Origin of the sequence: Roseovarius sp. MMSF_3359 (assembly GCF_030733385.1) — a bacterium.
Lineage (GTDB): Bacteria > Pseudomonadota > Alphaproteobacteria > Rhodobacterales > Rhodobacteraceae > Roseovarius.
Map to the genome: position 1 here is coordinate 119,581 of NZ_JASHJC010000008.1, position 25,979 is coordinate 145,559.

The 25,979-nt window shown below is 62.6% G+C and carries 30 protein-coding genes and 1 tRNA gene; 9 read left to right on the plus strand and 22 right to left on the minus strand.

Annotated features, from left to right (window positions below; all coding sequences use genetic code 11):
• Position 1 precedes the first annotated feature (1 nt).
• Entirely contained in the window at positions 2 to 1,504 is a 1,503-nt protein-coding gene (locus RBB29_RS13135) for a TIGR01777 family oxidoreductase (RefSeq protein WP_306116097.1), read from the plus strand.
• A gap of 13 nt (positions 1,505 to 1,517) precedes the next feature.
• Here the strand turns inward: RBB29_RS13135 and glmM are convergent, their stop codons facing one another.
• From glmM to glpD, 3 genes are all read right to left on the minus strand, one after another.
• Positions 1,518 to 2,858: a phosphoglucosamine mutase gene (glmM, locus tag RBB29_RS13140; protein WP_306116096.1), complete on the minus strand. Its 1,341-nt coding sequence runs from the start codon at positions 2,856 to 2,858 to the stop codon at positions 1,518 to 1,520.
• Positions 2,859 to 2,951: 93 nt separating this feature from the next.
• The gene (gene glpK / locus RBB29_RS13145; protein ID WP_306116095.1) at positions 2,952 to 4,430 is read right to left on the minus strand and encodes a glycerol kinase GlpK; all 1,479 of its coding nucleotides are present in this window, start codon (positions 4,428 to 4,430) and stop codon (positions 2,952 to 2,954) included.
• Positions 4,431 to 4,497: 67 nt separating this feature from the next.
• The gene (gene glpD, locus RBB29_RS13150; protein ID WP_306116094.1) at positions 4,498 to 6,063 is read right to left on the minus strand and encodes a glycerol-3-phosphate dehydrogenase; all 1,566 of its coding nucleotides are present in this window, start codon (positions 6,061 to 6,063) and stop codon (positions 4,498 to 4,500) included.
• Between the two features lie 118 nt (positions 6,064 to 6,181).
• Between glpD and RBB29_RS13155 the strand changes: the two genes are divergently transcribed.
• The 3 genes from RBB29_RS13155 (at position 6,182) to RBB29_RS13165 (ending at position 8,163) form a co-directional block, all read left to right on the plus strand.
• Positions 6,182 to 6,949, plus strand: a complete 768-nt coding sequence (locus RBB29_RS13155) for a DeoR/GlpR family DNA-binding transcription regulator (protein ID WP_306116093.1) — start codon at positions 6,182 to 6,184, stop codon at positions 6,947 to 6,949.
• A gap of 150 nt (positions 6,950 to 7,099) precedes the next feature.
• Positions 7,100 to 7,176: transfer RNA gene (locus RBB29_RS13160), tRNA-Met, on the plus strand.
• Between the two features lie 192 nt (positions 7,177 to 7,368).
• A complete protein-coding gene (locus RBB29_RS13165; protein ID WP_306116092.1) occupies positions 7,369 to 8,163 on the plus strand; it encodes a pentapeptide repeat-containing protein in 795 nt (264 codons plus the stop codon).
• A 56-nt stretch (positions 8,164 to 8,219) separates the two neighbouring features.
• Here the strand turns inward: RBB29_RS13165 and pqqE are convergent, their stop codons facing one another.
• From pqqE to RBB29_RS13200, 7 genes are all read right to left on the minus strand, one after another.
• The gene (pqqE, locus tag RBB29_RS13170) at positions 8,220 to 9,329 is read right to left on the minus strand and encodes a pyrroloquinoline quinone biosynthesis protein PqqE (protein WP_306116091.1); all 1,110 of its coding nucleotides are present in this window, start codon (positions 9,327 to 9,329) and stop codon (positions 8,220 to 8,222) included.
• Positions 9,326 to 9,601, minus strand: coding sequence for a pyrroloquinoline quinone biosynthesis peptide chaperone PqqD (pqqD, locus tag RBB29_RS13175; RefSeq protein ID WP_306116090.1), 276 nt, complete (start codon positions 9,599 to 9,601; stop codon positions 9,326 to 9,328). The genes pqqE and pqqD overlap by 4 nt, the downstream gene beginning before the upstream one ends.
• Positions 9,601 to 10,350: a pyrroloquinoline-quinone synthase PqqC gene (pqqC, locus tag RBB29_RS13180; protein ID WP_306116089.1), complete on the minus strand. Its 750-nt coding sequence runs from the start codon at positions 10,348 to 10,350 to the stop codon at positions 9,601 to 9,603. Before pqqC ends, pqqD begins: the two co-directional genes overlap by 1 nt.
• Positions 10,347 to 11,243, minus strand: coding sequence for a pyrroloquinoline quinone biosynthesis protein PqqB (gene pqqB / locus RBB29_RS13185; protein ID WP_306116088.1), 897 nt, complete (start codon positions 11,241 to 11,243; stop codon positions 10,347 to 10,349). The genes pqqC and pqqB overlap by 4 nt, the downstream gene beginning before the upstream one ends.
• 22 nt (positions 11,244 to 11,265) lie before the next feature.
• Positions 11,266 to 11,364, minus strand: coding sequence for a pyrroloquinoline quinone precursor peptide PqqA (pqqA, locus tag RBB29_RS13190; protein WP_306116111.1), 99 nt, complete (start codon positions 11,362 to 11,364; stop codon positions 11,266 to 11,268).
• Positions 11,365 to 11,452: 88 nt separating this feature from the next.
• Complete coding sequence (locus RBB29_RS13195) at positions 11,453 to 12,154, minus strand: response regulator transcription factor (protein ID WP_306116087.1); 702 nt, start codon at positions 12,152 to 12,154, stop codon at positions 11,453 to 11,455.
• A 9-nt stretch (positions 12,155 to 12,163) separates the two neighbouring features.
• The gene (locus tag RBB29_RS13200) at positions 12,164 to 13,750 is read right to left on the minus strand and encodes an ATP-binding protein (RefSeq protein ID WP_371931498.1); all 1,587 of its coding nucleotides are present in this window, start codon (positions 13,748 to 13,750) and stop codon (positions 12,164 to 12,166) included.
• Between the two features lie 163 nt (positions 13,751 to 13,913).
• On the opposite strand from RBB29_RS13200, the gene RBB29_RS13205 reads away from it, so the two are divergent.
• A complete protein-coding gene (locus tag RBB29_RS13205) occupies positions 13,914 to 14,117 on the plus strand; it encodes a hypothetical protein (RefSeq protein ID WP_306116085.1) in 204 nt (67 codons plus the stop codon).
• Between the two features lie 110 nt (positions 14,118 to 14,227).
• Here the strand turns inward: RBB29_RS13205 and RBB29_RS13210 are convergent, their stop codons facing one another.
• The 9 genes from RBB29_RS13210 to RBB29_RS13250 all read right to left on the minus strand — a co-directional run bounded on the left by RBB29_RS13210 (position 14,228) and on the right by RBB29_RS13250 (position 21,025).
• The gene (locus RBB29_RS13210; protein ID WP_306116084.1) at positions 14,228 to 15,019 is read right to left on the minus strand and encodes an ABC transporter permease; all 792 of its coding nucleotides are present in this window, start codon (positions 15,017 to 15,019) and stop codon (positions 14,228 to 14,230) included.
• A complete protein-coding gene (locus RBB29_RS13215) occupies positions 15,016 to 15,735 on the minus strand; it encodes an ABC transporter ATP-binding protein (RefSeq protein WP_306116110.1) in 720 nt (239 codons plus the stop codon). The genes RBB29_RS13210 and RBB29_RS13215 overlap by 4 nt, the downstream gene beginning before the upstream one ends.
• Positions 15,736 to 15,840: 105 nt before the next feature.
• A complete protein-coding gene (locus tag RBB29_RS13220) occupies positions 15,841 to 16,437 on the minus strand; it encodes an ABC transporter ATP-binding protein (RefSeq protein WP_306116083.1) in 597 nt (198 codons plus the stop codon).
• Positions 16,434 to 17,183: an ABC transporter permease gene (locus RBB29_RS13225; RefSeq protein WP_306116082.1), complete on the minus strand. Its 750-nt coding sequence runs from the start codon at positions 17,181 to 17,183 to the stop codon at positions 16,434 to 16,436. The genes RBB29_RS13220 and RBB29_RS13225 overlap by 4 nt, the downstream gene beginning before the upstream one ends.
• A gap of 6 nt (positions 17,184 to 17,189) precedes the next feature.
• On the minus strand, positions 17,190 to 18,155 hold the full coding sequence (locus RBB29_RS13230; RefSeq protein WP_306116081.1) for an ABC transporter substrate-binding protein: 966 nt from the start codon (positions 18,153 to 18,155) through the stop codon (positions 17,190 to 17,192).
• A gap of 6 nt (positions 18,156 to 18,161) precedes the next feature.
• On the minus strand, positions 18,162 to 18,413 hold the full coding sequence (locus RBB29_RS13235; protein ID WP_306116080.1) for a PepSY domain-containing protein: 252 nt from the start codon (positions 18,411 to 18,413) through the stop codon (positions 18,162 to 18,164).
• A 14-nt stretch (positions 18,414 to 18,427) separates the two neighbouring features.
• Positions 18,428 to 18,865 carry a hypothetical protein gene (locus RBB29_RS13240; RefSeq protein WP_306116079.1) on the minus strand — a complete coding sequence of 146 codons (438 nt, stop codon included), beginning with the start codon at positions 18,863 to 18,865 and terminating at the stop codon, positions 18,428 to 18,430.
• Between the two features lie 18 nt (positions 18,866 to 18,883).
• Positions 18,884 to 19,855, minus strand: coding sequence for a YVTN family beta-propeller repeat protein (locus RBB29_RS13245; RefSeq protein ID WP_306116078.1), 972 nt, complete (start codon positions 19,853 to 19,855; stop codon positions 18,884 to 18,886).
• Between the two features lie 12 nt (positions 19,856 to 19,867).
• Positions 19,868 to 21,025, minus strand: coding sequence for an ABC transporter substrate-binding protein (locus tag RBB29_RS13250; RefSeq protein WP_306116109.1), 1,158 nt, complete (start codon positions 21,023 to 21,025; stop codon positions 19,868 to 19,870).
• 187 nt (positions 21,026 to 21,212) lie between these two features.
• Here RBB29_RS13250 and RBB29_RS13255 point away from each other — a divergent pair, with 187 nt between their 5' ends.
• From RBB29_RS13255 to RBB29_RS13270, 4 genes are read left to right on the plus strand one after another with little or no spacing between them, the layout of a single operon-like run.
• Positions 21,213 to 21,707, plus strand: a complete 495-nt coding sequence (locus RBB29_RS13255) for a DUF3280 domain-containing protein (RefSeq protein WP_306116077.1) — start codon at positions 21,213 to 21,215, stop codon at positions 21,705 to 21,707.
• Positions 21,704 to 22,249 (plus strand): SRPBCC family protein, encoded by a 546-nt coding sequence (locus RBB29_RS13260; protein WP_306116076.1) that lies wholly within the window; start codon positions 21,704 to 21,706, stop codon positions 22,247 to 22,249. The genes RBB29_RS13255 and RBB29_RS13260 overlap by 4 nt, the downstream gene beginning before the upstream one ends.
• A complete protein-coding gene (locus tag RBB29_RS13265) occupies positions 22,233 to 23,171 on the plus strand; it encodes a YncE family protein (RefSeq protein ID WP_306116075.1) in 939 nt (312 codons plus the stop codon). The genes RBB29_RS13260 and RBB29_RS13265 overlap by 17 nt, the downstream gene beginning before the upstream one ends.
• Before the next feature lie 2 nt (positions 23,172 to 23,173).
• Complete coding sequence (locus RBB29_RS13270) at positions 23,174 to 23,986, plus strand: quinoprotein dehydrogenase-associated SoxYZ-like carrier (RefSeq protein WP_306116074.1); 813 nt, start codon at positions 23,174 to 23,176, stop codon at positions 23,984 to 23,986.
• Between the two features lie 7 nt (positions 23,987 to 23,993).
• On the opposite strand, the gene RBB29_RS13275 is transcribed toward RBB29_RS13270, so the two are convergent.
• Genes RBB29_RS13275 through RBB29_RS13285 form a run of 3 tightly spaced genes read right to left on the minus strand, consistent with a single transcriptional unit; the run spans position 23,994 to position 25,907 of the window.
• Positions 23,994 to 24,551 (minus strand): PQQ-dependent catabolism-associated CXXCW motif protein, encoded by a 558-nt coding sequence (locus RBB29_RS13275; protein WP_306116073.1) that lies wholly within the window; start codon positions 24,549 to 24,551, stop codon positions 23,994 to 23,996.
• Positions 24,548 to 25,387 carry a substrate-binding domain-containing protein gene (locus tag RBB29_RS13280; RefSeq protein WP_306116072.1) on the minus strand — a complete coding sequence of 280 codons (840 nt, stop codon included), beginning with the start codon at positions 25,385 to 25,387 and terminating at the stop codon, positions 24,548 to 24,550. The genes RBB29_RS13275 and RBB29_RS13280 overlap by 4 nt, the downstream gene beginning before the upstream one ends.
• The gene (locus RBB29_RS13285; RefSeq protein ID WP_306116071.1) at positions 25,371 to 25,907 is read right to left on the minus strand and encodes a c-type cytochrome, methanol metabolism-related; all 537 of its coding nucleotides are present in this window, start codon (positions 25,905 to 25,907) and stop codon (positions 25,371 to 25,373) included. The genes RBB29_RS13280 and RBB29_RS13285 overlap by 17 nt, the downstream gene beginning before the upstream one ends.
• Positions 25,908 to 25,979: the final 72 nt, after the last annotated feature.

Sequence of the window (25,979 nt, forward strand, 5' to 3'; positions counted from 1 at the left end):
TATGGACAATCCCATCCTCTGGACCCTGATCTCAGTGCAGGTCTTCATGGGCGCGTTTGACACGCTTGTGCATCACGAAGGCACCGAACGCCTCGCCTGGCGCCCCTCGCAGAAGCAGGAATTGCGCCTGCACGGGGTGCGCAACTTCTTCTACATGGTGATCTTCCTTTGTTTTGCGTGGTTCGAGCCGCGCGGGGTCTTCACCGTGATCCTCGCGGGCATCCTGACCGTCGAAGTGCTCATCACGCTCTGGGATTTCGTCGAAGAGGACCTGACCCGCAAGCTGCCCGGCACCGAGCGGATCAATCACACGCTTCTGGCTCTGAACTACGGCGCGATCCTGGCGCTCGCCGCGCCTTACCTGTGGGACTGGGCCTTTCTGCCAAGCGCGATGATCCCGGTCAGCTATGGCTGGTGGAGCGTGATGGCGACTGCCTCGGCCATCGGTGTTGGCCTCTTCAGCGCCCGCGACCTGCTGGCCGCATCGCGCAGTGACCGGCTGCATCGGGGCGATTCCGCGACCCTCGTGGCAGGGCTGAAGCCGCGCCAACACGTGCTTGTCACCGGCGGCACCGGGTTTATCGGCGCACGTCTGGTCGAGGCATTGGTTGGCGCCGGGCACCACGTCACCGTCCTGACCCGCGATCTGCGCCATGCCGACGATCTGGCCCATCCCGTGCGCCTGATCTCTCGCCTTGAGCAGATCCATGACGACGACCACTTTGATGCCATCGTCAACCTCGCGGGCGAGCCGATTGCCAACGGTTTCTGGACCGCGCGTAAACGCAGGCGCATCGTCGCGTCGCGGGTCGATATGACCAAGGCGCTCGTGGCGCTGGTCACGCGGCTGCACCACAAACCGGCCTGTTTCATCAATGGCTCCGCCGTCGGCTGGTACGGCCTTCGCGGTGACGCGGAACTGACCGAAGATGCAGGCCCCGCCCCGGCCTTCACCCATGATATCTGCGCCGCGTGGGAGGCCGCCGCCGCGCCCGTCCGCGACCATGATGTGCGGCTGGTCATCCTGCGCATCGGTCTGGTCCTGGGCGTCGATGGCGGCATGCTCGCCAAATTGCTGACCCCGTTCGAATTTGGTAGCGGCGGCGTCATGGGGGACGGTCGGCAATGGATGCCCTGGATCGAACGCGATGACCTCATCCGCGTGATCGCCTTTGCCATGGCCCGTTCTGATGTCGAAGGGCCGGTCAATGCCACCGCCCCCAACCCGGTGCGCAACGAGAACTTCTCGCGCGACCTGGCGAAGGCGTTGCACCGCCCGCTGCTCTTGCGGTTCCCCGGCTGGCTGCTCTCCGCCGCACTGGGCGACCTGGCACGCGAGACCATGCTTGGCGGACAGCGCGTTCTGCCCGCGGCCCTGCTGCGTCACGGGTTCCGCTTCGACCATCCGCATCTTGGTCCGATGCTGGCGCGGATCACCGGATCCAACGCGGCACCGCGGGCGAAGAGCCGCCAAGACGAAGGCGCCCCCGCGCGGGAATACTGAAAAAACGCGCCGATTAGCTCTCGGCGCGAACCGCATCGGTGATACGGCTCAGGACCTGGTCCAGCAGGGGCAGGTCCTCGGCCTCTCCCATCACCCGGATCAGGGGTTCGGTTCCCGATTTGCGGATCAGGAGCCGCCCGCCCGTGCCAAGGGCCGTCTCCCCGGCAGAGATCGCCTCCTGCACCCGATCCGCGTCCAGCGGCGTCTTGCCCTGCTCATAGCGGATGTTCACGAGTTTCTGCGGCACCGGATCAAACACGCGGCTCAAGTCGCTTGCCTTGCTGCCGGTCTCGACCATCGCCGCGAGGAATTGCAGCGCACCGATCAACCCGTCGCCGGTCGTGGCATAGTCGGTCATGACGATATGGCCGGATTGTTCCCCGCCCAGGTTGAAACCGCCGCCGCGCATCCGTTCGACCACATAGCGATCGCCAACTGACGTCCGCTCCAACCCGATACCGTGCCCCTCAAGGAACCGCTCAAGTCCGAGGTTGGACATCACCGTCGCCACAAGCGCATCGCCCGAAAGCCGCCCTTCCCGCGCCCAGCGGGACGCAATGAGGCCCATGATCTGATCGCCGTCCGACACGTGGCCGGTCTCATCAATCAGGATCACCCGATCAGCGTCCCCATCGAGGCAAATCCCCAGGTCTGCGCGGGTTTCGATCACCCGCTGCGCCGCCCGCTCGGGATGGGTCGACCCGCAATCCTCGTTGATGTTGAAACCGTTGGGCTCCACACCAAGGGGGATGACCTCGGCGCCCAGTTCCCAAAGCACTTCCGGCGCGGTCCGGTACGCGGCCCCGTTGGCGCAATCGACGACAACCCGCAGACCATCGAGCCGTTTGCCGGTCGGAAAGGTCGTCTTGGCATATTCGATATAGCGCCCACGCACGTCGTCAATCCGCTTGGCGCGGCCGATGTTTTCGGGCGCCGCGGGCGAGACCCCGGCCTCCAGCAGCGCTTGGATTTCCGCCTCGGCCTCATCGCTCAGCTTGAAACCATCCGGGCCGAAGAACTTGATCCCGTTATCCGAGGCCGGGTTGTGGCTGGCGGAGATCATCACGCCCAGATCGGCGCGCAGACTATGGGTCAGAAACCCGATGGCTGGCGTCGGCACCGGCCCCAGCAGAAACACGTTCATGCCCGTCGAGGTGAACCCGGCGGTCAGCGCGTTTTCGATCATGTAGCCCGACAGCCGCGTATCCTTGCCGATCACCACGCGGTGTTCGTTCTTGTCGCGCCGGAAATAGCGCCCCGCCGCCGCGGCCAGCCCAAGTGCCACCTCGGCCGTCATCGGCCAGCTATTGGCGCGCCCCCGCACCCCATCGGTTCCAAAGAGTTTGTCCGCCATCTTTTCCGTGCCACCCTGCCCCAATTGGCCTGCGTTGCAGGCGTATCTTCATTTACCCGCTGATCCGCCTGTTTTCCAGCGGCTTGTTTGGCATCAGACGGCCATGGTTGCCGCAACCGCGCGCTTCCAGGTGGCGTATTTTGCCTCCCGCGCCTCCGCGTCCATACCCGGCGCAAACTGCCGGTCGCGCGCCCAGCTTTGCGCAAACTCCTCCGGCCCCGGATAGATCCCGGCGCGCATCCCCGCCAACCAGGCCGCGCCAAGAGCGGTTGTCTCCAGCACCTTGGGCCTGTCCACCGGCGCATCGATGATGTCGGCCAGGAACTGCATGGTCCAGTCCGACGCACTCATCCCACCGTCCACACGCAAGACCGCCTGCCCGGCATCCCCCGCCCAATCGGCGCGCATCGCCTCAAGCAGGTCGCGGGTCTGATAACCCACGCTCTCAAGCGCCGCACGGGCGAATTCCGCGGGACCGGAATTGCGCGTCAGGCCAAAGACCGCACCGCGGCAGTCGGCATCCCAATAGGGTGCGCCAAGCCCGGTAAAGGCCGGGACGATTACCACGTCCTGCGCGGTATCAGCAGCCTCCGCCAGCGGTTTGGTTTCCGCCGCATCGCTGATGATCTTCAACCCGTCACGCAGCCATTGCACCACGGCACCCGCCACAAAGATCGACCCTTCAAGCGCATATGTCGGCTTTCCGTCCAGTTGATAGGCGATGGTGGTCAGAAGACGGTTTTGCGAGGTCACCGGCGTGTCGCCCGTGTTCAGAAGCGCAAAACAGCCGGTGCCATAGGTCGATTTCATCATGCCAGGGGCAAAACACGCCTGCCCCACCGTGGCGGCCTGCTGATCCCCGGCGACGCCGAGGATCGGGATCTCCCGACCCAGCAAATCTGGCCGTACATGGCCAAAATCGGCGGCGCTGTCGCGCACATCGGGCAGCATGCCCATGGGTATGTCGAGCAGATCGCAGATGGTCTGACTCCACCGCCCCTTCCGGATATCATAGAGCAAGGTGCGCGCGGCATTGGTGGCATCGGTGGCATGGACCTTGCCGCCGGTCAGTTTCCAGATCAGGTAGCAATCGACCGTGCCAAAGAGCAATTCGCCGGCTTCGGCCCGGGCGCGGGCACCCTCGACGTTCTCGAGGATCCAGCGCAGTTTTGTCCCCGAGAAATACGGATCGGCCAGCAACCCGGTGCGCGCCGTTATCATCTCCGCATGGCCCGCCTCGCGCAGTTCCCGGCAATAGTCTGCCGTGCGCCGGTCCTGCCAGACGATGGCGTTGTGCACAGGCTCGCCGGTGGCCTTGTCCCAAACGAGGGTTGTCTCACGCTGATTGGTGATCCCGATGGCGGTAATCTCGCCCCCGGCCTCAGTCATGGCCTCGCGACAGGTGGCCAGGGTCGTCTCCCACAAATCCGCCGGGTCATGTTCGACCCAACCCGAGGCCGGGTAATGCTGCGGAAATTCCTGTTGCGCCGTGGCCACGACGTTCATCTTGTCATCGAAGACGATGGCGCGGCTCGATGTTGTCCCCTGGTCAATCGCGAGAATGCTGGTCACGCGGCGGCCCCTCCCTCTTGTGGTGCCGACACTCTGGCAATCGCGGGTGCAGAAGGCAATCCCGCGATCACGCGGCCTTCATCCACGCATCCAGCGCGGCGATCTCGTCGGCACTCATCCGCAAGCCCAGCTTGGAGCGGCGCCAGACCACATCCTCGGCCGTCCGGGCAAATTCGCGATCCATGAGCCAGCGCACTTCGGCCTCGGTCAGACCCGCACCAAATGCCTTGCCAAGCCCCGTCTCGGTCGCAACATCTCCAAGGACGCGCCATGCCTCTGTGCCGTAGGCGCGTACGAGCCTGCGGGCCTGCCGCGCCTCGAGGAACGTGTAATCCTGCACCAGATCCGCGACCAACCCCTCGAAACCGTCCACCGGAAAATCCCCGCCGGGCATCGCCACCCCCGCGGTCCAGGCGCCCGGTGTGCCGGGAAAGAAGAGCGCGATCTTCTCCAGCGCCGCCTCCGCCAGTTTGCGGTAGGTGGTGATCTTGCCGCCGAAGATGTTGAGCATCGGTGCGCCGCCATCGCTCCGCACCTTGAGGACATAATCGCGCGTGGCCGCCGTGGCCGAACTGGCCCCATCATCGTAAAGCGGCCGCACCCCGGAATAGGTCCAGACGATATCGTCCTTTTCAATCGGCGTGCGGAAATAGGACGAGGCGAATTTGCGCAGGTAGTCCGCCTCTTCAGGCGTACAGACTGGTTTTTGGCCGACATCCGCGTGTTCCGCATCCGTTGTGCCGATCAACGTGAAATCTGTCTCGTAGGGAATGGCGAAGATGATCCGCCCATCTTCGCCCTGGAAGAAATAGCATTTGTGGTGATCGAATAGCTTGCGCGTCACGATATGGCTGCCGCGCACCAACCGAATCCCTTCCGAGGCATTTACCCCCGCGACATTGCCGATCACGTCCTTGACCCACGGACCGCCCGCATTGACCAGCATCCGCGCCGTCACCTGCCGCGCGCCGTCGGGGCCATCCAGGTGGATGACCCAGTGATCCACGCCCCGTTCCGCCCGGGTGACCCTGGTGCGGGTGTTGATCCGCGCCCCGCGCGCCTCGGCGTCACGGGCGTTCAGCACCACAAGCCGGCTGTCTTCGATCCAGCAATCGGAATATTCATAGGCTTTCTTGAACCGCTCCTGCAGCGGCGCGCCGGTCGCATCGCGGGTCAGGTCCACCGTGCTGGTCGCCTGCAGGATTTTCCGTCCACCCAGATTGTCATAGAGAAACAGCCCCAGCCGGATCAGCCAGGCGGGCCTGCGCCCGCGCATCCACGGCATCACGCGGCTCAGGAGTTTCGACGTCGGTGTCTCGGCCTCGAACCGCATGTCTTTGTGATAGGGCAGCACGAAACGCATGGGCCAGCTGATATGCGGCATCGCCCGCAGGAGCGTTTCGCGTTCGATCAGCGCCTCCCGCACCAGGCGGAATTCGAAGTATTCCAGGTACCGCAGCCCACCATGGAAGAGCTTGGTCGAGGCCGACGAGGTGGCCGATGCCAGATCGTTCATTTCCGCCAGCTCCACCCGCAGCCCCCGGCCCGCCGCATCGCGCGCGATGCCACAGCCATTGATGCCGCCGCCGATCACGAAGAGATCGACATCGAAGGGATTGGATGATGCAGACAAAGCGAGGCCCCCGGCCACAGGTTGACGGATATCCGTGATCTCCCAAAACTTAAAACTTGTCAATATCGCGCGTTCGTTTACTTTCGTTTTCGATCAGAAACGCGCATGAAGGCTCCAGATGCCGCAGACTTTCCGCCACCCTGAAATCATCGACATTGCCCGGGCCGAGGGGAAGGTCACTGTCGAAGACCTCTCCGAGCGGTTCGGTGTCAGCGTCCAGACGATCCGGCGCGACCTGACGGATCTGGCCAATGCGGGGCAGTTGGCGCGGGTGCATGGCGGTGCCATCCTGCCGTCGGGCAGCCGCAACATCGTCTACGAAGAGCGCCGGCAACTGAATAGCGCCGCGAAGGAGGCGATGGCCCGCGCTTGCGCCCGGCTGATCCCCGACGAGGCGTGTCTTTTCCTCAATATCGGCACCTCGACCGAGGCCCTGGCGCGGGAGTTGGTCGGACATGAAAACCTGATCGTGGTGACCAACAACATTAATGTGGCGCAGATCCTGGGCGCGAATCCAAGCTGCCAGATCACCTTGACCGGCGGCAGTTTCCGGCCTGCGGATGGCGGGTTGACCGGCGCCCTGGCCGCCCAAGCCCTGCGTTCGTTCAAATTCGACTTTGCCGTCATCGGATGTTCGGGCGTGGATGCCGATGGCGAGCTGCTCGATTACGATTTACAGGAGGTCCTGGTCAGCCAGGCCGCGCTCGACAGGTCGCGGCACCGTATCCTCTTGGCGGATCAATCGAAGTTTGGCCGCGCCGCCCCGGTCTGCATCGCTTCGGTCGCGCGGCTCGACACGGTTGTCACGGATGCGCCCGTGCCCGCCACGATCGAAGACCTGTGCCAGCGGTCCTCGACCGAAGTTCGATCTGTCTTGCCCGGCTGACCCGCTCCGGGAAACCAAATCCATGCCCCGTCGGTGCCGCTCCACCATACCATCTATCGCAATCCCGACCCCGCCAGACCAATGCCAGCTTTTTCGCCCAGATTGAGGCTTGACGCGGCGCGCCCGCTGTCTTACCTAGCGGCTCGGTCCGGCGGAGTAGCTCAGTTGGTTAGAGCAGCGGAATCATAATCCGCGTGTCGGGGGTTCAAGTCCCTCCTCCGCTACCAAATTCCCAATCTCTGTTTGTACAAAACACTGCGTATCGCACGGCGATGACCTGTTGCTGCGTTCTCATCGCGTATGTTGAACCCCGTAACAATCGCGTGAAACACGGCGATCGACGTTATGTCGATCCGGCAATTGCGGCCACAATCCCCCATCCGGGCGCCAATGCGCCGGACCCAGGAAAGGGGGGCAAGATGTTCAAATTCGCTCTGGCGGTGAGTGTGTTGATCCTGGCGACAAGCCCATCGCCACCCTTTGCGCAATCGGCGATGCAAGGTGTCGACATGACGCTGCCCCGGATGACCGAGGCCGAGTTGAGCCGCGAAGAGGTGGCAGAGCGTCTGGCGCATGCCACCGAGGCGCAGCCGGCGGATTTTACGCGCATGCGCCTGAATGGCCTCGACCTCTCTGGGCTGGATTTCACGGGTGCGATCCTGCGGGCTGCGGCTTTCAACGGCGCTGATTTTTCCGGCTCCATTCTGGATGACGCCGTTCTGGATCAGGCCTGGGCGGTCGAAGCGGATTTCTCGGGCGCAAGCCTTCGCAACGCATCGTTGTTCCAGACCCAGTTTCGCCGCGCCAACCTCCAAGGCGCAGATCTTGAAGACGCGCGCGCGGCCGCTGATTTCAGCCGGGCCGACCTGCGGAACGCCAATCTCCGCCACGCGGATTTTTCGGCCGATATGCGCAATCAATCCATGGGGTTGATGCGTGGTGTCCTGCGGAAGGCAATATTGGATGGGGCGGACCTGACCGGCGCCCGTATGAACCGGGCCGATCTCGAATTCGCGACCCTCAAGGCGGCCGATCTGACGGGGGCGGACCTGTCGATGACCACGCTGGGCGGTGCCGATCTGAGCCGCGCGAACGTCTCGAATACAGATTTCAAAGATGCCGATATCACCTCTACCCGCCTTGCGTCGCTAGTCGGCCAGACCCGGGATCAGTTTGCAACTAGCAAGAACCTGGAAAGGGCGATCTGGGAGTAGCGAGGGCAGGCAAGCGGCATCGCGCCAACAGGCGACGCCAAGGGGGACAACCCTTTCTACTCGGCCATCTCCACCGGCTTTCCCGGGGATACCCTGTAGGTCAGTTCGGCGTCGTCCTGGCTGGCATGGGCATTGGCCTGTGCCTGCAATGCGCCGTGATGCGGTGACTTGACGCAAACCGGATCTGTGGCCGAGGCATCGCCGATAATCGCCATGGCCTGGCAACGGCAGCCGCCGAAATCAATCGTCTTGCGTTCGCAACTCCGGCACGGCTCCGCCATCCAGTCGGTGCCGCGATAGGCATTGAAGGCCGCGCCGTCATACCAGATTTCCGACAGCGCCTTTTCCTGCACCCGGTCGAACACGAGGTGAGGGATGGATTGCGCCGCGTGGCAGGGCAACACCTGCCCGTCCGGTGCCACGTTCAAGCCCGACGTGCCCCAGCCCCCCATGCAGCGTTTGGGGTAGTCCTCGTGATAATCCGCGGGCACGTAGTCGATTACCAACCGGCCCTTCAGCGCGGCACGGGCCTCCGTCACCAGGTGGGTCGCCTCGGCGGCCTGTTCCCGGGTCGGCATCAGCGCGTCGCGATTCTTGAGCGCCCAGCCGTGAAATTGCACCGTCGCCACTTCGATCCGGCGTGCGCCCATTTCCTGCGCCATCTCCAATGCGCGGGGCAGTTGATGCAGGTTTCGGCGGTGCAGCACCGCGTTGAGCGTCAGCGGAAACCCGATTTTGCCAATCCATTCCGCGACTTGCATCTTGCGCTTGAAGCCGCCGTTATAACCGCCGATCTCATCGGCCAGTTCGGGATTGGTGCCTTGCAGTGAGAGTTGCACATGATCTAGCCCCGCCGCATCAAGCTCATTCAAACGCCGCTCGGTCAGGCCAATGCCCGACGTTATGAGATTGGTATAAAGCCCCGCCTCGCGCGCCGCCTTGACCAGAGACACCAGATCGCGGCGCGATGCCGGTTCACCGCCCGAAAGATGAAGCTGCAACACCCCCAAATCCGCGGCCTCGCGGAAAACCCGCACCCATGTGTCGGTATCCAACTCCTGATCCTGCCGCGCCAATTCGACAGGGTTCGAGCAATAGGGACAGGAGAGCGGACACCGGTGGGTCAGTTCCGCCAGCATGGCGATGGGGGGCGCGACCTTGGTCATGCGGTCACGTCCAGAAACCGCCTGTTTCTGAGCGCGTCGAGAAATCCGGCGCTGTCCTGCGTGATCTGCTGCACCGAAGCATCGTATTTCTGCGCCAGCATCTGCGTGATCTCGCCAAAACTGCGCGTGCCATCAATCTCGGAGAGGATGGCATGGCCCACCGGGTCCAGCGTCACGGCCCGTTCCGGCGCCAGAAGCACCCATTTTTCGCGCACCTTGTCGAAATGCAGGCGGACGCCACGCGGCAAGACGGGAATATCGGTGCTTTCCATCACGATGCCTTTCTTAACAAGAGCCCCTCACCGGGTTGCCACGCACCGGGCGGGATGCGGGCGGGTTCGACATAGGCGCCCCAAAGGGCGTCCAGTTGCGACCAGAGCACGTCGGTCTTGAAGATCAGGGCTTTGGCCGCTGCATCCTGCTTCTCGGCGGTATCGGCGTGGTCAAGCACCCAGGCGAGCCCGAAGGCCACATCCTTGGGGGCTTCCTTGAGGCGATTTTGAAAGTAGGAGAGCGAGCTGTCATCGGCAAAGTCGTAATTCTGCAACAGGCCCTGGATGCGATTTGCGTGAATCTTCGGTGCAAAGAGTTCGGTCAGGGACGAGGCGACTGCTTCAAGCAGGGTTTTCTCGCGCACGAACCGGACATAGGCGTCCACCGCGAATTTAGTCGCGGGCAGCACGCCGGCGGTCGAAGCCACGTAGTCGGGATCGAGCCCGACCGCCTCGGCCAGACGCAGCCAGCGACGGATGCCCCCTTCGTTTGTCTCGGTCCCGTCATGATCTTCGATGCGCGAGCGCCATTGCCGCCGCAATTCCGGATCCTCGACCCGCGACATGAAGGCCGCATCCTTCATCGGGATCGAATGCTGATAGTAGTACCGGTTGATGACCCAGGCGCGGACCTGATCCGGGGAGCAACCGCCGCCATGCAGCAGGTCGTGAAATGGGTGCAGGTCGTGATAACGCTCGGCCCCGATCTGACGCAGGCGGTCTTCGAAATCTGCACGGCTTTGCATCATATCACCATCTCCATGCCATCCTGCCCGATGATCCAACCGGCGGCTTCGGCCGCGGCCCGCTCCTCCGAGCTTGGCCGCAAAACCGGGTTGGTGTTGTTCATGTGCACAAACACCTTACGCCCGATATCGAGATCGCCAAAGGCTTCGATTGTCCCGTCGGGGCCGCTCATCGACATGTGACCCATCCGCTTGCCGGTTTTCTGGCCTAGGCCCGCGCGGAGCATCTCGTCATCGGTCCAGAGTGTGCCGTCGAAGAAAACCGTTTCCGCCCCCGACAGCCGCGCGCGCAGATCGGGGGTCAGGGCCGCGCATCCGGGGATGTAATGCGCCGTCTTGCCGCCCGCGGTGAGGGCGACGCCCACGGTCTGCTCTCCGATGAGATCGGTTTCCACCGTCTCCCCTTCGAGATAGAGCGGCACCTTGCCCGGCACGGGGTAGAGCGTAGCCTCCAGCCCCGGCGCGATCTCAAAAGGGGTGTCGAGCGCGATGACCTCCCGGGTCACGACCGAAGCGTTCAGCGCGTCGAAAACGGGGTTCTGGCGCAACACCTCGTGAATACTCTCGGTTGCGAAAAGCGTAAAGGGCTGCATCTCACGCAGAGTCAGCAGACCGGCGATATGATCAATATCGCCGTTTGTCACGAGAACCGAAGAGAGGGGGAGCTGTCGCAAGCCTTGGGGGAAGAGAGACTGGGCCTGCGACATTTGTAACCGAATGTCGGGAGAGGCATTCAGTATCACCCACGCATCGCCGTCCCCCGTGACGGCGATCGAAGATTGTGTCTGTGACGGAATATCGCCCGACCGCGCAAGCACGCAGTTCTGGCAACCGCAGTTCCACTGAGGCAGGCCGCCCCCGGCAGCCGCCCCCAGAATACGCGCGCGGAATGTCATGTCATCCTCGCGCGCGGAAGCGTCAGAACAGGACTTCGCGCTCTTCGTCGTAGTCCGGGCCGTACATGTTGATTTCCATGCCGCATTCGATTTCGCGGATGATTGGTTTTGCCCATGCCATGATCTTGATCCTCCTATCACGCATTTCTGGTCCTCCTCAAGGTGCCAGAAGGCCGTCCCGCAAGCGACTCTTATTTTATAAGAAGAGCTTAGACTTTGGTCGATACCGGCGGCTGCTCGATCACCGGCACGAGGCCGGTCACACAGAAACCTTGATTGCGTATCGTTTTGATTTCAAACTGAAATTCACTTTCCGCCAGTTTCTTGCGCAAATACCCGATATAGACATCGACCACATTTTCGTTACCCGACCCGTCACCGGCCCAAAGCGTGTCGAAGATCTCGCCACGTGGCAGGGGCGCGCCCGCATTCACCGTCAGCAGTTCAAGCAGGTCGTATTCCCGTTCGGTCAGGGTGACGGTGGCATTGGCATCGCCGAGGGTGCGCGTTTCGGGATCGAGGCGTGGCGGTTGCAGCCGCTCGGACTTGGCGCGGTGTTCCTGCACACGCAGGCGGGCCACCAACTCGTCGAAATGAAAAGGCTTTACCACGTAATCATCCGCCCCCGCCGCAAGGCCCGCGGCCCGGTCTTCGACATCGGAAAGCGCCGAGAGCATCAGGACCGGTAGCGTGACTTGCGCCTCCCGGATGCGCCGCACCAGGTCGATGCCGCTATCCGCCCCCAGCATCACGTCCACGATCGCGGCGGAAAACTCCCCCGAGCAGAGCCGCTCAAGCGCCCTGTCGGCGCGGTTTTCGGCCTCGGCGTGATAGCCGTGCAAGGTCAGACCCCGCACCAGGGCGGAGGTGATCTCGGGATCATCATCAATGACAAGAAGTCGCGGTGTCATACGGGCAATCTAATCCTCTGCGTCCGGCAAGCGAACCGAGATTTTGGTCCCGGGTGCGGACCCAAGCGCCTCATCGCGCCCGACGGGGCTTGTGACCGTGATCTGCCCGCCCTGCGCGTCGATCACCCAACGCGCAAGCGCCAAGCCGATCCCGAACCCCTGCGCCTGCGTCTGGCCCGCCTGCGCGAAGCGGTCGAAAATTCGGTCCTGGTCCTTTGGCGGGATGCCGGGGCCGTTATCGGTTACGCTCAATTCGACCCCGTGCTCGGTCCTGGCCGCCTCAAGGCGGACCTGACCGCCATCGCGGGCGTGTCGGATGGCGTTGCTGATGAGGCTGACCAGCACCTGGCGCACCCAGTTGGGGTCGCAGTTGAGCGACAGGCCGGGCTCTTGTGCTTGGCTGAGCGTCATGCCCGCGTTGTCAAGCTCCGCCTGAACCTCCTTGGTTACCTCTTCGAGTAGATCATCGACAGAAACCGCCGCATCCTCCAGCGCGAGCTGACCACTATCGGATCGCGCCACCCGTAGCAGGTCGTCAATCCGCCGGTTCAGGCGCCCGGCACGCGCTTCGATCGTGGCGAAGGCTTCGGCCGCCTCCGGTGCGGCCTGCCGCCCGATCTGCGCCTCCATCAGGATCACGGTGAGCGGCGTACGCAACTCGTGGCTCACATCCGCGAAAAAGCGGCGCCGGTTTTCGTCGATCTCCGATAGTTTCGCATTGGCATTGCGCAAATCCTCCGTGCGCTGCGCGATGGTGTCATTCAGCCGTGCCCATTCCTCCTGCACGGTCTCGTACCGGGCGGAAAGCGCCGCCGCCATGCGGTTTGTCTCGGTATAAAGTTGGCCGATTTCATCCGGTCGCGTGACCGGCAGCGCGACATCGAAATCCTCCTGCCCGATCTGATGGGCCGCCGCCCGAAGTCGATCAAGGCGCCGGAATTGGGGGCGGATGAGGCCCAGGTAAAAAAGCGCGACTACCGCCATCGTCATTCCCGCAATGACCAGCGAGGTAAGGATGAGGGTGCGCCGCAGGGCGTCGATGCTCGACAGGGTGGCGTTGCGAAACAGCACCTCGGTATTGACCGCCTGGCTCAGCAGCGGATCGAAACTGGACGCGAAGGTGTCAACATGCGCCCGCAGACGGGCGGTATCGTCGGTATCTGCGCTCAGCCCGTCCAATGTGTTGTTCAGCATCGCCTCCATCCGGGCGAGGCCCAACGATTGCGTGCCATAGCGCGACTGCGCATCAAGCCCCAGCTCTTCCGCCGCAATCACCGCATCCTCGACATCGGCGCGCAGGCGCAGGAAGGTGCCGTTAATCTGATTGACCACCGGGTCGAGGCGATCCATCCGTATCTCGGCGCTTTGCCCGGTCTGGATGGCCTCTGTGCCGATCACGAGGAAGGTGGCGACCTGCGTCGAAAGGGTGGCATAACGCGCCATTCGTTGCTCAGAGGCCAGCGCCGTGTCGAGGCGGCTCGCCACCTGTTGCAGCCCCAGATAGAGGATGCCCGCCGTCAGCAGGGTCGCGGCCCCGAGCGCCGCCGCCCCCAGCCCGAGGCGCATCTTGAGGGATAATGATCGGGTCAGGCGCAACAAGATATTCCAGTGCTTCCAGGGGTAAATTCAGGTTGGATGGCGACCCAAAATGGCACGCCGCCCCTTTTGTGGGCGGCACGATAACGGTATTTTTACGGCTCCTGAGTTCTATGACAACACTGCAAACTACGACCAAAGTATTAGTTTATGAGGAAATGATATGGTTGAGCTCATGTTTGTTGCCTGCCTGTCGGGCGCGCCGGAAAACTGTCTTGAACGCAGTCTCGTGTTTACGGATATCACGCCGATGGCCTGCATGATGGGCGCGCAGCCCGAATTGGCCAAATGGGTGGCATCACATCCGAACCACACGATCCAAAGCTGGAAGTGCCGGACGGTTTCGTTTGCCGAGATGGAAACCTGATCCCGCCTAATAGCATCGACCAGGAAGCCTGGATCACGAAAGATGCTGTAGGCTATTGAGATTACGCGGTATCGGAGCCGAAAATCGTTTCCGATTTTCCCGCCATCGCTCTAGACCTTGCGTTTCATCAATCCGCGGGCAGGATCATAGCCCCAGATCGCAATGGCCCCGAGGATGAACGTGCTTGTCACGACCCAGAGGAAGGCCGTCGGGTTGAACTGCAGATAAAGCAGGAACCGGATCAGTTCCACCACATGGGTAAACGGGTTCAGCGCGCAAAGATCGTGCAGGAAAGGTGAACTTTCTGCCATTTTCCATAGCGGATAGAGCGCCGATGACAGGAAGAACATCGGGAAAATGATGAAGTTCATCACCCCTGCGAAATTCTCTAACTGCCTGATGAAGCTGGAGAGGACGAGGCCAAGCGCCCCCAGCATCAGCCCCCCGAGAAACAGACCCGGCAAGACCGCGATATAGCCCCAGGCGGGCATCGTTATGTCAAAGACCGCCGCAATCCCCAGAAAAGCATAGACCTGCAGGACGGAAATGACCGTCGCGCCGAAAAGTCTGCAAAAGAGCAGCCACCAGCGCGGAAACGGGCTGGTCAACAGAAGGCGCATTGATCCCATTTCACGGTCATAAACGAGGCTCAGCGAACTTTGCATGCCGTTGAACAGGAGCACCATCGCGCAGAGGCCCGGCACGATGTAGGTCTCGTAAGTGATATAGGTCTGGTAGGGCGGGATGATCGACAGGCCAAGCGCCGCACGGAACCCCGCCGCAAAGACCAGAAGCCAGACCAGCGGACGCACAAGGGCGGCGATGAAACGCTCGCGCTGATGTACGAAGCGCAGAAATTCGCGGCCGATGACCGCGCGCGTGACGCCCCACCAACCGGTCATGCCGCCTCTCCCGTCTGCGCGAGGAACCAGTTCGATAATGTGTGGTCGCCACGAAGGACCCCCGCCTGGCCATGGGTGAGAACGCGGCCCCGGTGCAGGACGATCAACTGATCGCCATCGCGCACTTCATCCGTCAGGTGCGTTGTCCAGAGTACACAGAGCCCCTGAGCCGCAAGGTCGTGGACATGATCGGTGATCGCGGACCGCGCCGCCGCATCGAGGCCCACGGTCGGCTCATCCAGCAGCAAAACCTTGGGATCGTGCAACAGCGAGCGGGCCAGTTCGGTCCGGCGCCGGTGGCCGCCATTCAAGCCCCCTGCTCGTTCATCTGCCCGCTGCCGCATGTCGAGGCGGTCGAGCGCCGCATCAATGCGCCCCGGCACCTCGCTGCGCGGCAACCCATGCAGGGCGGCGAAATAGGCGAGGTTCTGACGCACGGTGAGGTTCAGATCGAGCGTCGATTGCTGAAACACCACGCCGAGATCGCCCAGCGCCCGGCGCGGATGTTTTCGGAGGTCGTGACCGGCGACATGGATCTCGCCCGCGGGCGCCACCAGAAGCCGGGTCAGCAGCGCGGTCAGGGTGGATTTGCCCGCGCCATTGGGTCCAAGCAACGCGCAGAACGTGGCGGGCGGGACGTCGATCGACACGTGGTCCAGCGCCTTTTTCGAGCCGTAGTCAAAGCTCAGATCGCTCACGCTCAGGCCGCCTGTCATCTGCCGCTCACCTTTTGCTGCATCGGTGTGATCCATCCCCATCTGGCGGACAGAGTGCCGTCAAAGCCCGCACATCTCAAGCGCCCCGGACCAAAAGCGGTTTTCTTACCCCAATGTCGCGCCATCCGGCCCCTCCCGCAGTGTCAGCACCCGATCCGCCAGGTGGTTCGCCTCCTGCATCGAATGGGTGACGAACAGCGTGGCGGGTCTGTGCCTGGCGATCAGGGTCTCGGTCAGGCGCAGCATGCCCTGCGCGGTTTCCTGATCCAGGGACGCATAGGGTTCGTCCATGATCAAGAGCTCTGGCTGGCCCGCGAATGCCCTAGCCAGCGCAAGGCGGCGTTGTTGCCCCAGCGAAAGCTGCCCCGGAAAGAAATCCGCCTTGCCCGCAAGCCCCACCTGTACAAGAGCCTCTTCCGCCTCCGCGGGGGTCAATGCCGGGTGCACGATCCGCAGATTTTCCCGCAGGCTGCGCCACAGCAGAAGCGTGGGTTCCTGAAACACCATGGCGACCGCATCGGGCCTCTCAACCCGCCCGTCAAAGGCGGTATCAATCCCCGCCACGATCCGCAGGATGGTGGATTTACCGATGCCCGAAGGCCCGACCAGCGCGACGGTCTCACCCTCGTCGATGGTAAAGGAGACGCGGCCAAGCACCCGCGCGGTGCCGAAGCTTTTGGACGTGATCTCGACCCGGGTCATGCGCGGCGCCAGCGCGCTGTGCGCCGCTCCCAGGGTTGCAGCAACAGCCATTCGACCAACAGCATGACCGCGATGAAAGACAGCGCATAAACCAGCACCATGCCGACATCGAAAAGCTGGAAATAGAGGTGGATCTGGAAACCCACACCGGAGGAGCGCCCGAGGAATTCGACCACCAGCACGATCTTCCAGATCACCGCCACGCCAGAGCGGGCGGCTGCGGCAATGAACGGTGCAAGCTGCGGCAGGATCACATGGCACATCCGGCGCCACCAGGAAAGGCGATAGACCTGCGCCATCGCGTCCAGCGCCGGGTCGAGCGCCCGCCCACCTTCGCGGACGACGGTGGCCACGTTGGGGACCTTGTTCAGGGTGACCGCGATGATCGCGGCGGCTTCGGTCAGCCCGATCCAGAGATAGCACAGCACAATCAGCACCAGCGCCGGCAGGTTGAGAAAGATGACCAGCCAGGGATCGAGCCAGCGGTTCAGTCGCACCGAACGTCCCATGGCGAGGCCGATCGCCGTCCCGAGGCTCATGGCCAGAACAAAGGCCCAGAGCACGCGGATGATCGTGGCTCCGAGATGGGTCAGCAATTCACCGGATGCCAGTTCCTGCGCAAATTTCGGCAGAAGCGCCCAGGGGGTCGGCAGTAGTTGCGCGTCATCGGTCAGCAACGCCGCCACGACCCAGAGAACCAGAAGCCCCAGGATCGACAGGAAGGGCGTGAGGCGCGTGTCCTCCATCCCGTGCTATTTCACATCCGCGAAAAGACCGGCGGGAAGTGTGGTCGCATCGCCCACAAGGGCCGGTCCGCCAAGGTCGGCCATCACGCCGAGGAACTCCGCCGCAGCCTTTTCATCCATCCGTGCGCGGGCCGGGATGCCCTTGATCCAATCGGTTTTCAGTTGCTCGAATTCCGCATCATTGGCCGCGTTCATCTGCGGGCGGATCGCCTCCCAGGCTTGGGGATCGCGGGCCAGGATATCCTTGGCCTCACGACTGGCCTCGAAGAAGGACTGCGCCAATGCCGGGTGATCGTTCAGGAAACGCTCTTTCATGTAATAGCCGACAAGCGGTGTTTCGATGTCAAGGCCGAGTGCCGCCCCGGCCTCTTCGACCGAGATCAGTTCGCTCATCCCGGCGGCTTTCATTTTGGCGAGGAAATGCCAGAAATTGATCGCTCCGGCATATTCTCCGCCCAAAGCGGATTTGAAGATCAGAGGCGGCGCGCCATAGACCTGCTCGGTGGTGGCCTTGAGGTCCATGTCATGGGCCTGTGCCGCATAGGCCCTGAGGATCAGCCAGGACTTGTCGAGCGGACCGCCCGCAATGCCGATCTTGCCCCCGGCCAGATCCTCAAGGCTGGTGCTGGCGGCGTCCCCGGGGACAACAACACCACCCACGGCCTTGGAATAGGGCACAAAGACATAATCCTTGCCCGCCGCGCGCTGCCGCGCGAGCCAGATCCAGTCGGCCACCGCCATGTCGGCCTCACCACCCTCGACCGCGATCCGTGTCGCGCCGTTGTCGGCATAGGGTTGCACCGTGAGTGTGAAGCCGTGTTTGCGGTCAAGCCCGTTGTCGATAATCGTCGACAATTCCCAGTTGACCGTCCCGATCTTGAGCACCGCCGCGCGGATCACCGGCATATCCCCCGCCAGGACCGGCCCGGCGGCGAGCAAAATCAGCGCGATGATCCAGCGGCAAGTGGCCATGCGCCGCTACTCTGCCCGGCGCTCGACCTCGTTGAGATCCTTGTCCAGTTCGATATCGAACTGGTTGCCGCCCTTGCAGATCACATCGTCAAGCTCATAGCCCTCATCGGTGACCTCGATGTCATCGGGGTCCATCTGGCATTCGATGGAGGTCAGCATCGCCTCGATCTTGCCGATGGTCTCGGCGTCGAGATGTTCATGCGCCATCGCCGGTGCTGCAAAAAGTGTGGCCAGTGCCAGTGCGCCCATGTGTTTCATGGAGTAACTCCCTGTTATTGAATGGAAAACGTGACGGACTGCGCGTCACCGGTGGAGCCCGGAATGCGCAGCGTATGACTGCCCGGCTTGATGGCGATGAAGGACAATTCGACCACGCCCGCCTTGTCGAACTCGATGGAATCGATTGCCATGGGACGAATTTCGATCTTGTTGATGACGATCTCGTTCATCCAGATCGCGCGGAAAAAGCTCGGCCCCTCAACGGCGAGTTCGGCAGATCCGTCAGCGGTGATTTCGAGCTTGTAGTAGGCCCCCGATTGCAGCACGACATCCTCGCCCAGGGGCTGCCCCGAGGCCAGCGTCAGCTTGATTGTCTCGCCGCGGTTACATTTCGCCAAGAGCCCCGCAAAGCCCAGATCGTCGCAAAGCGGTGCCGCGGCCACCGGCCCGGCCAGGGCCGCAAAACACGACGCCAATATCCAGTTTCTCATTCTGTTACCTCCCTAAATTCATTCGATTGTCACCACGCCCCAGGGCTGCTGCCCGACCTGTACGGACCGCACGGCCTTCTCGCTGGCCACGTCGATCACCGTCACATCGTTGGAGTTGCCGTTGGTGGTGAGCAGGTATTTTTCATCCGGCGTGAAATCGAGTTGCCAGACCCGTTGCCCAACCAGGATATAGTCGAGCACCTCAAGGCTTTGCGCATCCACCACGGCCACCCGGTTGGCAGGTCCAAGCGCCACGAAGAGCCGCTTGCCATCGGATGTGACCTTGGCCCCCACCGGTTGCAGCCATTCCGGCAGAACGCCGGGCACCTCGAAGCTGATCTTGCCCACGACCGTCGGTGCGCCATCCTCGGCGATGTCCATGACCGAGACAGTCCCACCGATCTCGGAGGTCACGAAAAGCCGCGATCCGTCCGCCGTGTATTGCGCATAGCGCGGTCGTTGATCGACCAGCACGTTGTGCTTGATCTTGTAATCCTCGGTCGAGATGAAATGCGCCATATTGGTCGTCTCGGACGTATTCACCACCCACTTGGCGTCCGGGCTCATGCCCATCCCTTCGGGTTCGACCCCCACCGGCACCTCCGCCAGGATCGTGCGGGTTTCGGTATCGGTGACGGTCACCAGGTTGTCATCCTCGTTGGCGATGTAAAGCCGCTTGCCCGAGGGTTCGATGATGAAAAGCTCCGGGTCTGGCCCCGAGGGCAAGCTCGGCAATTCCTCGTAGGTCTCGGTGTCAAAGACCCGCACGATATTGTCGTCGGAGGCGCAGACATAGAGCTTGGTGCCATCCGGGCTGGCGGTGATGCCGCGCGGCCGGTTGCCGCCCGGGAATTCTGCGATCACTTCCCAGCTTTCGGTATCGAGCACGGTGATCGTGTTACCCCGCTCGTTCGAGACAAAGGCTTTGCCTGCGAGCCCCGGACCAGCCAGTAAGACCGCCAAAAAAGTCGAGAAAAACAAGGATTTCATCGGTATCTTCCCTTAATTGAATGCCGTGCATTTAGATTCCGGCCGGTCGAGTCCCAGCGTATCCAGCGGCGAAGTCTGGTGCAGGAACCCCTCCTGCGGGCTGACGCTGACCGTGATCGAACCGTCATAAAGCAGGATCGGCTGGCGCAACTGCCCGTTCCAATCGCGGAATGTCACCTTCTGCCCCTTGAACGCGGCCAACTCAAAGGCCTTCGACAGCGCATAGTCGCGCACGCCGTCCGGTTCCGCGGTATTGGCGCGGGTCACGGCCTCGCCAACGACCCGCAGTGCCAGCCAGACGTTGTAATCCTCGGGCTTGGCATAACGCCCGGACAGCTCTTCGAACCGCGTCTGATACTGCGTTGCACCCCAGGCCTCATGGGCGCCATGGAAGGTGACCGGGCGCAAGCCACCCGACCCCATGACCGCCCGAGGCGACCAGAGGTGATAGGGCAGGAAGCGGGCGAAGTAATCGGTTTCGTCGGCGGCGATCACCACGTCATGGTCATCGGCCTCCTGCATGAAAAGCGGCAATTGCCGCTGCACCAGGACATGGCCGGAATCGGTCCGGCGGGCGCCGCCGGTATCTTCGAACGTCAACTCACTCACCAGCGTTGCGCCGAACTTGTTGGCCGCCCTGCGATACGCCTCGGTCAGGGCCATGTCCGCGGGGTTGGAGCCGCCGATCAGCACCCAGTCGTCCCATTTCTTCCAGATCGCAAACTGCGCCACCGCATCGGCTTTCATTGCGTGTGATGGCGCCGTATGCAGCATATTCACGCGGCATTCCGCATCTCGCAGGGGAAGGTCCGCTGCGCCGGCGTTGAAGACCAGCGCACCTTGGTCCGCGGCCTTGTCCGTCAGGCGCAGGAGGTCCTCTCCCGCTGCCAACACCACGATCAACCGGATGCCATCTGCAAGGAGTTTATCCATCGCCGCATCGGCGTCTTCGGGCGCGGCGGCAACGGTGGTGGTCTCGTAAGTATGCCCGAGGAAACTGCCCGTGGTCCCGTTATCCTCATCGGCCAGCGCGGCCCCCGCAAAGCCCAGATCATCGGCCTTCAGGTCATATCGCGAAATCGGCAGCAACGTGGGATAGTCGACGCGCAGTACCGCGGCCTTGACGTCAATCGCAGCCGCAGACCCGGCGCCCAGGCACCAGATCAGCATCGACAGAAGCGGCAAGACACCTTTCAGCACATGGACCTCCCCTCGGACACGCCTCTTGAACAGGGCTTGTCCGACTTTACTCTGCGGCACTTTTTTCGAATGAAAACCGATACTTTTGGCCGTCTTGTTAAGAGAACCCTAGCAGCCTCATCATGAAGCTCGATTCTTATTTTTTAAGAATGGAAATATGCGGCTGATCTTGCTTACCCTTTTCGCAACCGCTCTGGCGGGCGGCGCGCTGGCGCAGGACAAGGTTGCCTTTTTCGGCCTGACGATGCTCGATACCTCGCTTCAGACCACGGTGCAGGGGCAGCACCCCGATGAGGTTGCCCGCCTCGAGATGCTGGAGGTGCTTGTGGCCGACCGTTTTCGCGACGAAGGCTATGAGCTTGTCGATCTGGCGCCTGTGCAGATCGATCTTGACCGCGTGGTGAACCCCGCGAAGTGTTACGGCTGCGACACGCGGATGGCCGCCAAGCTGGGCGCGGATTATTCGCTCGTGGGCGAGGTGCAGAAAGTGTCGAACCTGATCCTGACTCTCAACCTGCAAATGCGCGCGGCGGAGAGCGGTGAGATGGTCAAAGGCGGGGTTGTCGATATCCGCGGCAACACCGACGAAAGCTGGACGCGCGGCATGCGCTACATCCTGAAAAATCGCTTTTTCAAACGGGAGGAACAATGAAAAAACGAACATTCCTGACGGCCATGGCCGCCGCGGCGCTGCTGCCGGGCCTGGCGCTGGCCCATGGCCCCACACGGCAGAAAGTCACCCTGACGACCGAAGTGGCCGCGGACCCGGCGGAGGTCTGGGCCGCCATTGGTAACTTCCAGGATGTTTCCTGGCACCCGGCGGTACATTCGACCACCGGCGAGAATGGCAACGATATCGACGCCACGCGGCTTCTGACTCTTGGGCAGGAAGGCGGGCCGACGATTGCCGAAGTGCTCTACAAGTACAGCGACGAGAAGATGAGCTATTCGTATCGGATCACCGATGTGAAGGTCGAGGTGCTGCCGGTGACGAATTACTCATCGCACCTGACCGTCAAGCCCCGCGAGGGGGGCGGCTCGATCATCGAATGGCGCGGGGCCTTTTATCGCGGCTATCCCAACAACGATCCGCCCGAGGACCTCAACGACGCGGCGGCAATCGCGGCGGTAACCGGTGTCTATCAGGCCGGGCTTGACGCGCTCACGGAACGCTTTGGTGCGGCGGGCTCTTAACGCCCTGCTGGCCTTCGGGCTTACCGCCACGATGGCGATGGCCGATACCGCCTTTGTCACCTGCCAGTCGGGTGACGAACTCAGCGTTCTGGACATCGACGCCGGGACCGAGCGGGCGCGATGGCCACTGCCCGGCAAACCGGCAGGCATCGCGGTCACGCGCGCCGGGCGTGTCTACACGGTTTCCGCCGGGTCGAAACACGTGCGCCTCAAGGATGGGGCAACCGGCGAAACCCTGGCCGAACGAGCGTTGGAAGGCGGTCCCACCGGGATCGCCGCGGACCCAGAGCGGGGGCGGATCTTCGTCTCGGATTGGTACAACGCGCGCCTGTGGGTGCTCCATGCCGAAACGCTCGAGCCGCTTGGTGAGTTGGCCACGGGTGAGTCGCCAGCGGGCATTGCCCTGTCACGCGATGGGCGGTTCCTGGCCTCGGCGGACAAGGAGGCCAACCAGGTCTCCGTCTTTGACGCGGAAACCCTCGCGCCGCTGCGCCAAATCCCCGTCGGCACCCGCCCCTTCGGCCTTGGATTTGCGCCAGACGGTCGGCTCTTTGTCGGCAATGTCGGGTCCAACGATGTGAGCGTGGTGGATGTGGAGGCGGCAAAGGTGGTGGCAACCATCCCGGTGGGCGAGCGCCCTTATGGGGTGAGCTTCACCGGGTCGCGCGCTTTCGTCACCAATCAATACGATAACAGCCTGAGTGTGATTGACCTGCAAACCCTGACCCATGAGGCGAAGATCGCCGTCGGCGAATACCCCGAGGGAATTGATACAACCTCGGATGGCGACCGGATCGTCGTGGCCAACTGGTTCGACAACACGGTCAGCGTCGTAGACGCAAAAACCCTTTCCGTGTTAAGTAAAATCGAGACATGCGACGGCCCCCGGGCCTTTGGCGCATTTCTTCTCGGAGGAGAATAATTATGAAGAAGTCATTTTTGATCGCCGCGTTGCTCTGCGCCATGGCGCAGCCCGCCCTGGCCTCAAACGAGGCCTGGGAAGCGGTCAAGGAACAGCTTTATGGCGACCGGATGCTGCTCAACGGGAATAGGGTGATCGCGATTGACGCGCCTTACCGGACCTTTGACGACGCGCGCACCGATATTGCCGCGCAGGTGGTCGCGCCGGAGGGGGCAAAAGTGGCCAAGGTCACGGTGGTGCTCGACGAAAACCCGATGCCCGTCTCTGCCGTTTTCGAGCTGGCAGAGCCGCAGCCGAGCTTCTATTTCGACGTCACGCTGCGGGTGAACGGCCCCACGCCCATGCATGTCATCGCCGAGACGAATGACGGGCGGGTGTTTGTCACCGAAACATTCGTGAAAACCTCCGGGCAAGGCGCGTGTTCCGCTCCTCCCGGGACCGATCCGGAACTGGCGCTGGCCTCGCTGGGGCGGATGGACATCGCCGTGGCCTCGACCCTGCCCGGCGTGGATACCGGACGCCTGTCGAGCCTGACCGCGGGCCTGAACCGGATGGATGTGGACATCTCGCACCCGTCGCATTCGGGGATGCAGATGGACCAGATCTCGCTTCTGTTCATCCCGATGCGCTATGTCGAAAATGTCGAGATCGACCTTGACGGCAAGGGTTATGTCGAGCTGACGGGCTCGATTTCACTGTCCGAAAACCCGCGTGTGGGCCTGTCGGTGCCAAGCCGGACGCAGGAGGTGGATGTCACAATGACCGACACGGACGGGACGCAAAGCAAGGCGCACAAGAAACTCGCGGGTTTCTAGGCTTGCGTCAGCCCCCGGTCTGGGGCTGGCCCGGCGCGGGTTCGAGCCGTTCGAGCGGGTAATCCCAAAGCTGCCAGCCATCGGTGCCTTCGGGCAGCCAATAGACGTCCGTATACCCCCATTCGACCGCGCGGCGGGCGGCGTTCCAGCTCATCCAGCAATCCTCCAGGCAAAAGATCACCACCGGGTGTGACACGTCCCCGCCTGTCGCCGTCTCAAGCCCCTCGCGAAAATACTTGGCCGTCTCCTCGGCGATGGCGCCATAGCCCACATTCGGCAGCCAGATCGCGCCGGGGATCGACTGCCGTGGCTTGTCGCGCCAGATTGTGCCTTCGGGCAGGTTCGAGGGTTTCGGCGCCTGGGGCAGCACGTCGATGAAACCGGCGGTTCCCGCCTCCCAAAGCGCATAGGCCTCTTCGGGGCCAATGGTCGTTCCCCCGGTCAGGCTCCCCGGTACCGGCGCGCGGTAATGGTCCATGCGGTAGTCATCAGGTTCCGGCACGGTCTGGGCGAGGGCCGCCTGCATGAGCAGGCACAGCCCCCCGACCGCCAGCGCACGGATCATTGCGAGGGCTCCAGAACCTCTGTTCCCAGATCATTCAAGAGCGGCACGCCAGCGTCCCACAGGATGCCGTTGATCTCATCCTGGTTGCGCCGGATGAGGGAATTGAGCTTGCGCTGCCAAACCTTTTCGCCCTGCCTGACGCCCATCGTAATTCGGAAGAAAAGACGCGGTGGCAAGGTCTCTTTCACCAGCGGGACCACCTTCATGCCCGGATAGTCAGACTTGACCAATGGCCCGCCAAGCGGCCCCCAAAGAATGCCCGCGTCGATATCGCCCGCCGCCAGATCATCAAGCATGTCGACCACCGGGCTTTCGTGGCGCCGATCCACCACGAGGTTATAGACCTTTGCCTTTGCGATCAGGCCGTTGCGGGCCATATGTGCCGCAGGTGGCGTCCCGGCAATAATGCCAACCCGGCGCCCGTCAAGGGCCGGATCACCAAGGGTCTGAACCTTGGCCAGATCGCCGTCCTCGGGGACGATCAGCGCATAGGCGGAGGTGAAATAGTGGTTGGTGTTGAGCACCAGCTCATGCCCCTGCGCATAGCCCATGACGATATCGCACCGCTTGGCCTTGAGCGTGTTGCGGATGAAGCCGGTGGCCTGCGGGTACCAGGTGTATTGCACGGGCAGGTCAAGCTGCCCGGCAATCAGCTCGGCCAGCTTGTTTTCATACCCCTCGCCCGCGTCATTGGACATCGGGTAATTGGCCGGATCGGCGCAGACGCGCAGGGCGTTGTTCGACACCAGATCCGAGGTTTGCGCGGCGAGCGTCCCCGGCGCGAAAAGCAGGGCGACAACCAGCGCCCTGCGCAGGAGATCAGCCCATGCAGGCATCTTCCGCCTCGCGGATCAGATCCGATTTCTTCTCTTTCTTGGCGGGGCGCCCACGGGGTACCGCCTCCATCCCGCGCGCGGCGAGATAGACGTAGATGTCATCGAGATAGCACATGACATTCTGGTTTTCGCCGAAATGGGGCATGACCGAATTACCGTTCTTCCGGCCGTTCACGACCACGTCGAAGAAGTCGTAATAGCCCATGTGCAGGGCGGAGTTCTTGATCTTGGGCGCGTAGGTCGAGCCTTCGCCATCGGGGCCGTGGCAGACATGGCACTCGGCGTGATAGCGGCGGAACCCGTTGAAGGTCAGCCAGTCGACGGTGCCATCCTCGGCGATGTTGTAGGTCGGGATGTCGTCCTCGGTATAGTAACGCCCGTCCTCATCATAGGAGATGACAACCTGATCCTCGAAATCTGCGGGATCCACGGGCTGATCGTCCCAGTTCGAAGCGAATGCGGCGATCGGCAGCGACGCCAGCGCGGCGGCGAAAACTAAATTGGATGCGGGGCGCATCATCTGGGCGAACCTCCCTGGTATTTGTGATACTTGGGGCCGGCACCCCTGATCGGAGCGCCGGCCCGCGTTGCT

Bases quoted from the DNA above. Each gene is read 5' to 3' on its own strand.
- RBB29_RS13135 (WP_306116097.1), top strand. From the start codon at position 2: ATGGACAATCCCATCCTCTGGACCCTGATCTCAGTGCAGGTCTTCATG.
- glmM (WP_306116096.1), bottom strand. From the start codon at position 2,858: ATGGCGGACAAACTCTTTGGAACCGATGGGGTGCGGGGGCGCGCCAAT.
- RBB29_RS13155 (WP_306116093.1), top strand. From the start codon at position 6,182: ATGCCGCAGACTTTCCGCCACCCTGAAATCATCGACATTGCCCGGGCC.
- RBB29_RS13165 (WP_306116092.1), top strand. From the start codon at position 7,369: ATGTTCAAATTCGCTCTGGCGGTGAGTGTGTTGATCCTGGCGACAAGC.
- pqqE (WP_306116091.1), bottom strand. From the start codon at position 9,329: ATGACCAAGGTCGCGCCCCCCATCGCCATGCTGGCGGAACTGACCCAC.
- pqqD (WP_306116090.1), bottom strand. From the start codon at position 9,601: ATGGAAAGCACCGATATTCCCGTCTTGCCGCGTGGCGTCCGCCTGCAT.
- pqqC (WP_306116089.1), bottom strand. From the start codon at position 10,350: ATGATGCAAAGCCGTGCAGATTTCGAAGACCGCCTGCGTCAGATCGGG.
- pqqB (WP_306116088.1), bottom strand. From the start codon at position 11,243: ATGACATTCCGCGCGCGTATTCTGGGGGCGGCTGCCGGGGGCGGCCTG.
- pqqA (WP_306116111.1), bottom strand. From the start codon at position 11,364: ATGGCATGGGCAAAACCAATCATCCGCGAAATCGAATGCGGCATGGAA.
- RBB29_RS13195 (WP_306116087.1), bottom strand. From the start codon at position 12,154: ATGACACCGCGACTTCTTGTCATTGATGATGATCCCGAGATCACCTCC.
- RBB29_RS13205 (WP_306116085.1), top strand. From the start codon at position 13,914: ATGGTTGAGCTCATGTTTGTTGCCTGCCTGTCGGGCGCGCCGGAAAAC.
- RBB29_RS13210 (WP_306116084.1), bottom strand. From the start codon at position 15,019: ATGACCGGTTGGTGGGGCGTCACGCGCGCGGTCATCGGCCGCGAATTT.
- RBB29_RS13215 (WP_306116110.1), bottom strand. From the start codon at position 15,735: ATGACAGGCGGCCTGAGCGTGAGCGATCTGAGCTTTGACTACGGCTCG.
- RBB29_RS13220 (WP_306116083.1), bottom strand. From the start codon at position 16,437: ATGACCCGGGTCGAGATCACGTCCAAAAGCTTCGGCACCGCGCGGGTG.
- RBB29_RS13225 (WP_306116082.1), bottom strand. From the start codon at position 17,183: ATGGAGGACACGCGCCTCACGCCCTTCCTGTCGATCCTGGGGCTTCTG.
- RBB29_RS13230 (WP_306116081.1), bottom strand. From the start codon at position 18,155: ATGGCCACTTGCCGCTGGATCATCGCGCTGATTTTGCTCGCCGCCGGG.
- RBB29_RS13235 (WP_306116080.1), bottom strand. From the start codon at position 18,413: ATGAAACACATGGGCGCACTGGCACTGGCCACACTTTTTGCAGCACCG.
- RBB29_RS13240 (WP_306116079.1), bottom strand. From the start codon at position 18,865: ATGAGAAACTGGATATTGGCGTCGTGTTTTGCGGCCCTGGCCGGGCCG.
- RBB29_RS13245 (WP_306116078.1), bottom strand. From the start codon at position 19,855: ATGAAATCCTTGTTTTTCTCGACTTTTTTGGCGGTCTTACTGGCTGGT.
- RBB29_RS13250 (WP_306116109.1), bottom strand. From the start codon at position 21,025: ATGCTGATCTGGTGCCTGGGCGCCGGGTCTGCGGCTGCGATTGACGTC.
- RBB29_RS13255 (WP_306116077.1), top strand. From the start codon at position 21,213: ATGCGGCTGATCTTGCTTACCCTTTTCGCAACCGCTCTGGCGGGCGGC.
- RBB29_RS13260 (WP_306116076.1), top strand. From the start codon at position 21,704: ATGAAAAAACGAACATTCCTGACGGCCATGGCCGCCGCGGCGCTGCTG.
- RBB29_RS13270 (WP_306116074.1), top strand. From the start codon at position 23,174: ATGAAGAAGTCATTTTTGATCGCCGCGTTGCTCTGCGCCATGGCGCAG.
- RBB29_RS13275 (WP_306116073.1), bottom strand. From the start codon at position 24,551: ATGATCCGTGCGCTGGCGGTCGGGGGGCTGTGCCTGCTCATGCAGGCG.
- RBB29_RS13280 (WP_306116072.1), bottom strand. From the start codon at position 25,387: ATGCCTGCATGGGCTGATCTCCTGCGCAGGGCGCTGGTTGTCGCCCTG.
- RBB29_RS13285 (WP_306116071.1), bottom strand. From the start codon at position 25,907: ATGATGCGCCCCGCATCCAATTTAGTTTTCGCCGCCGCGCTGGCGTCG.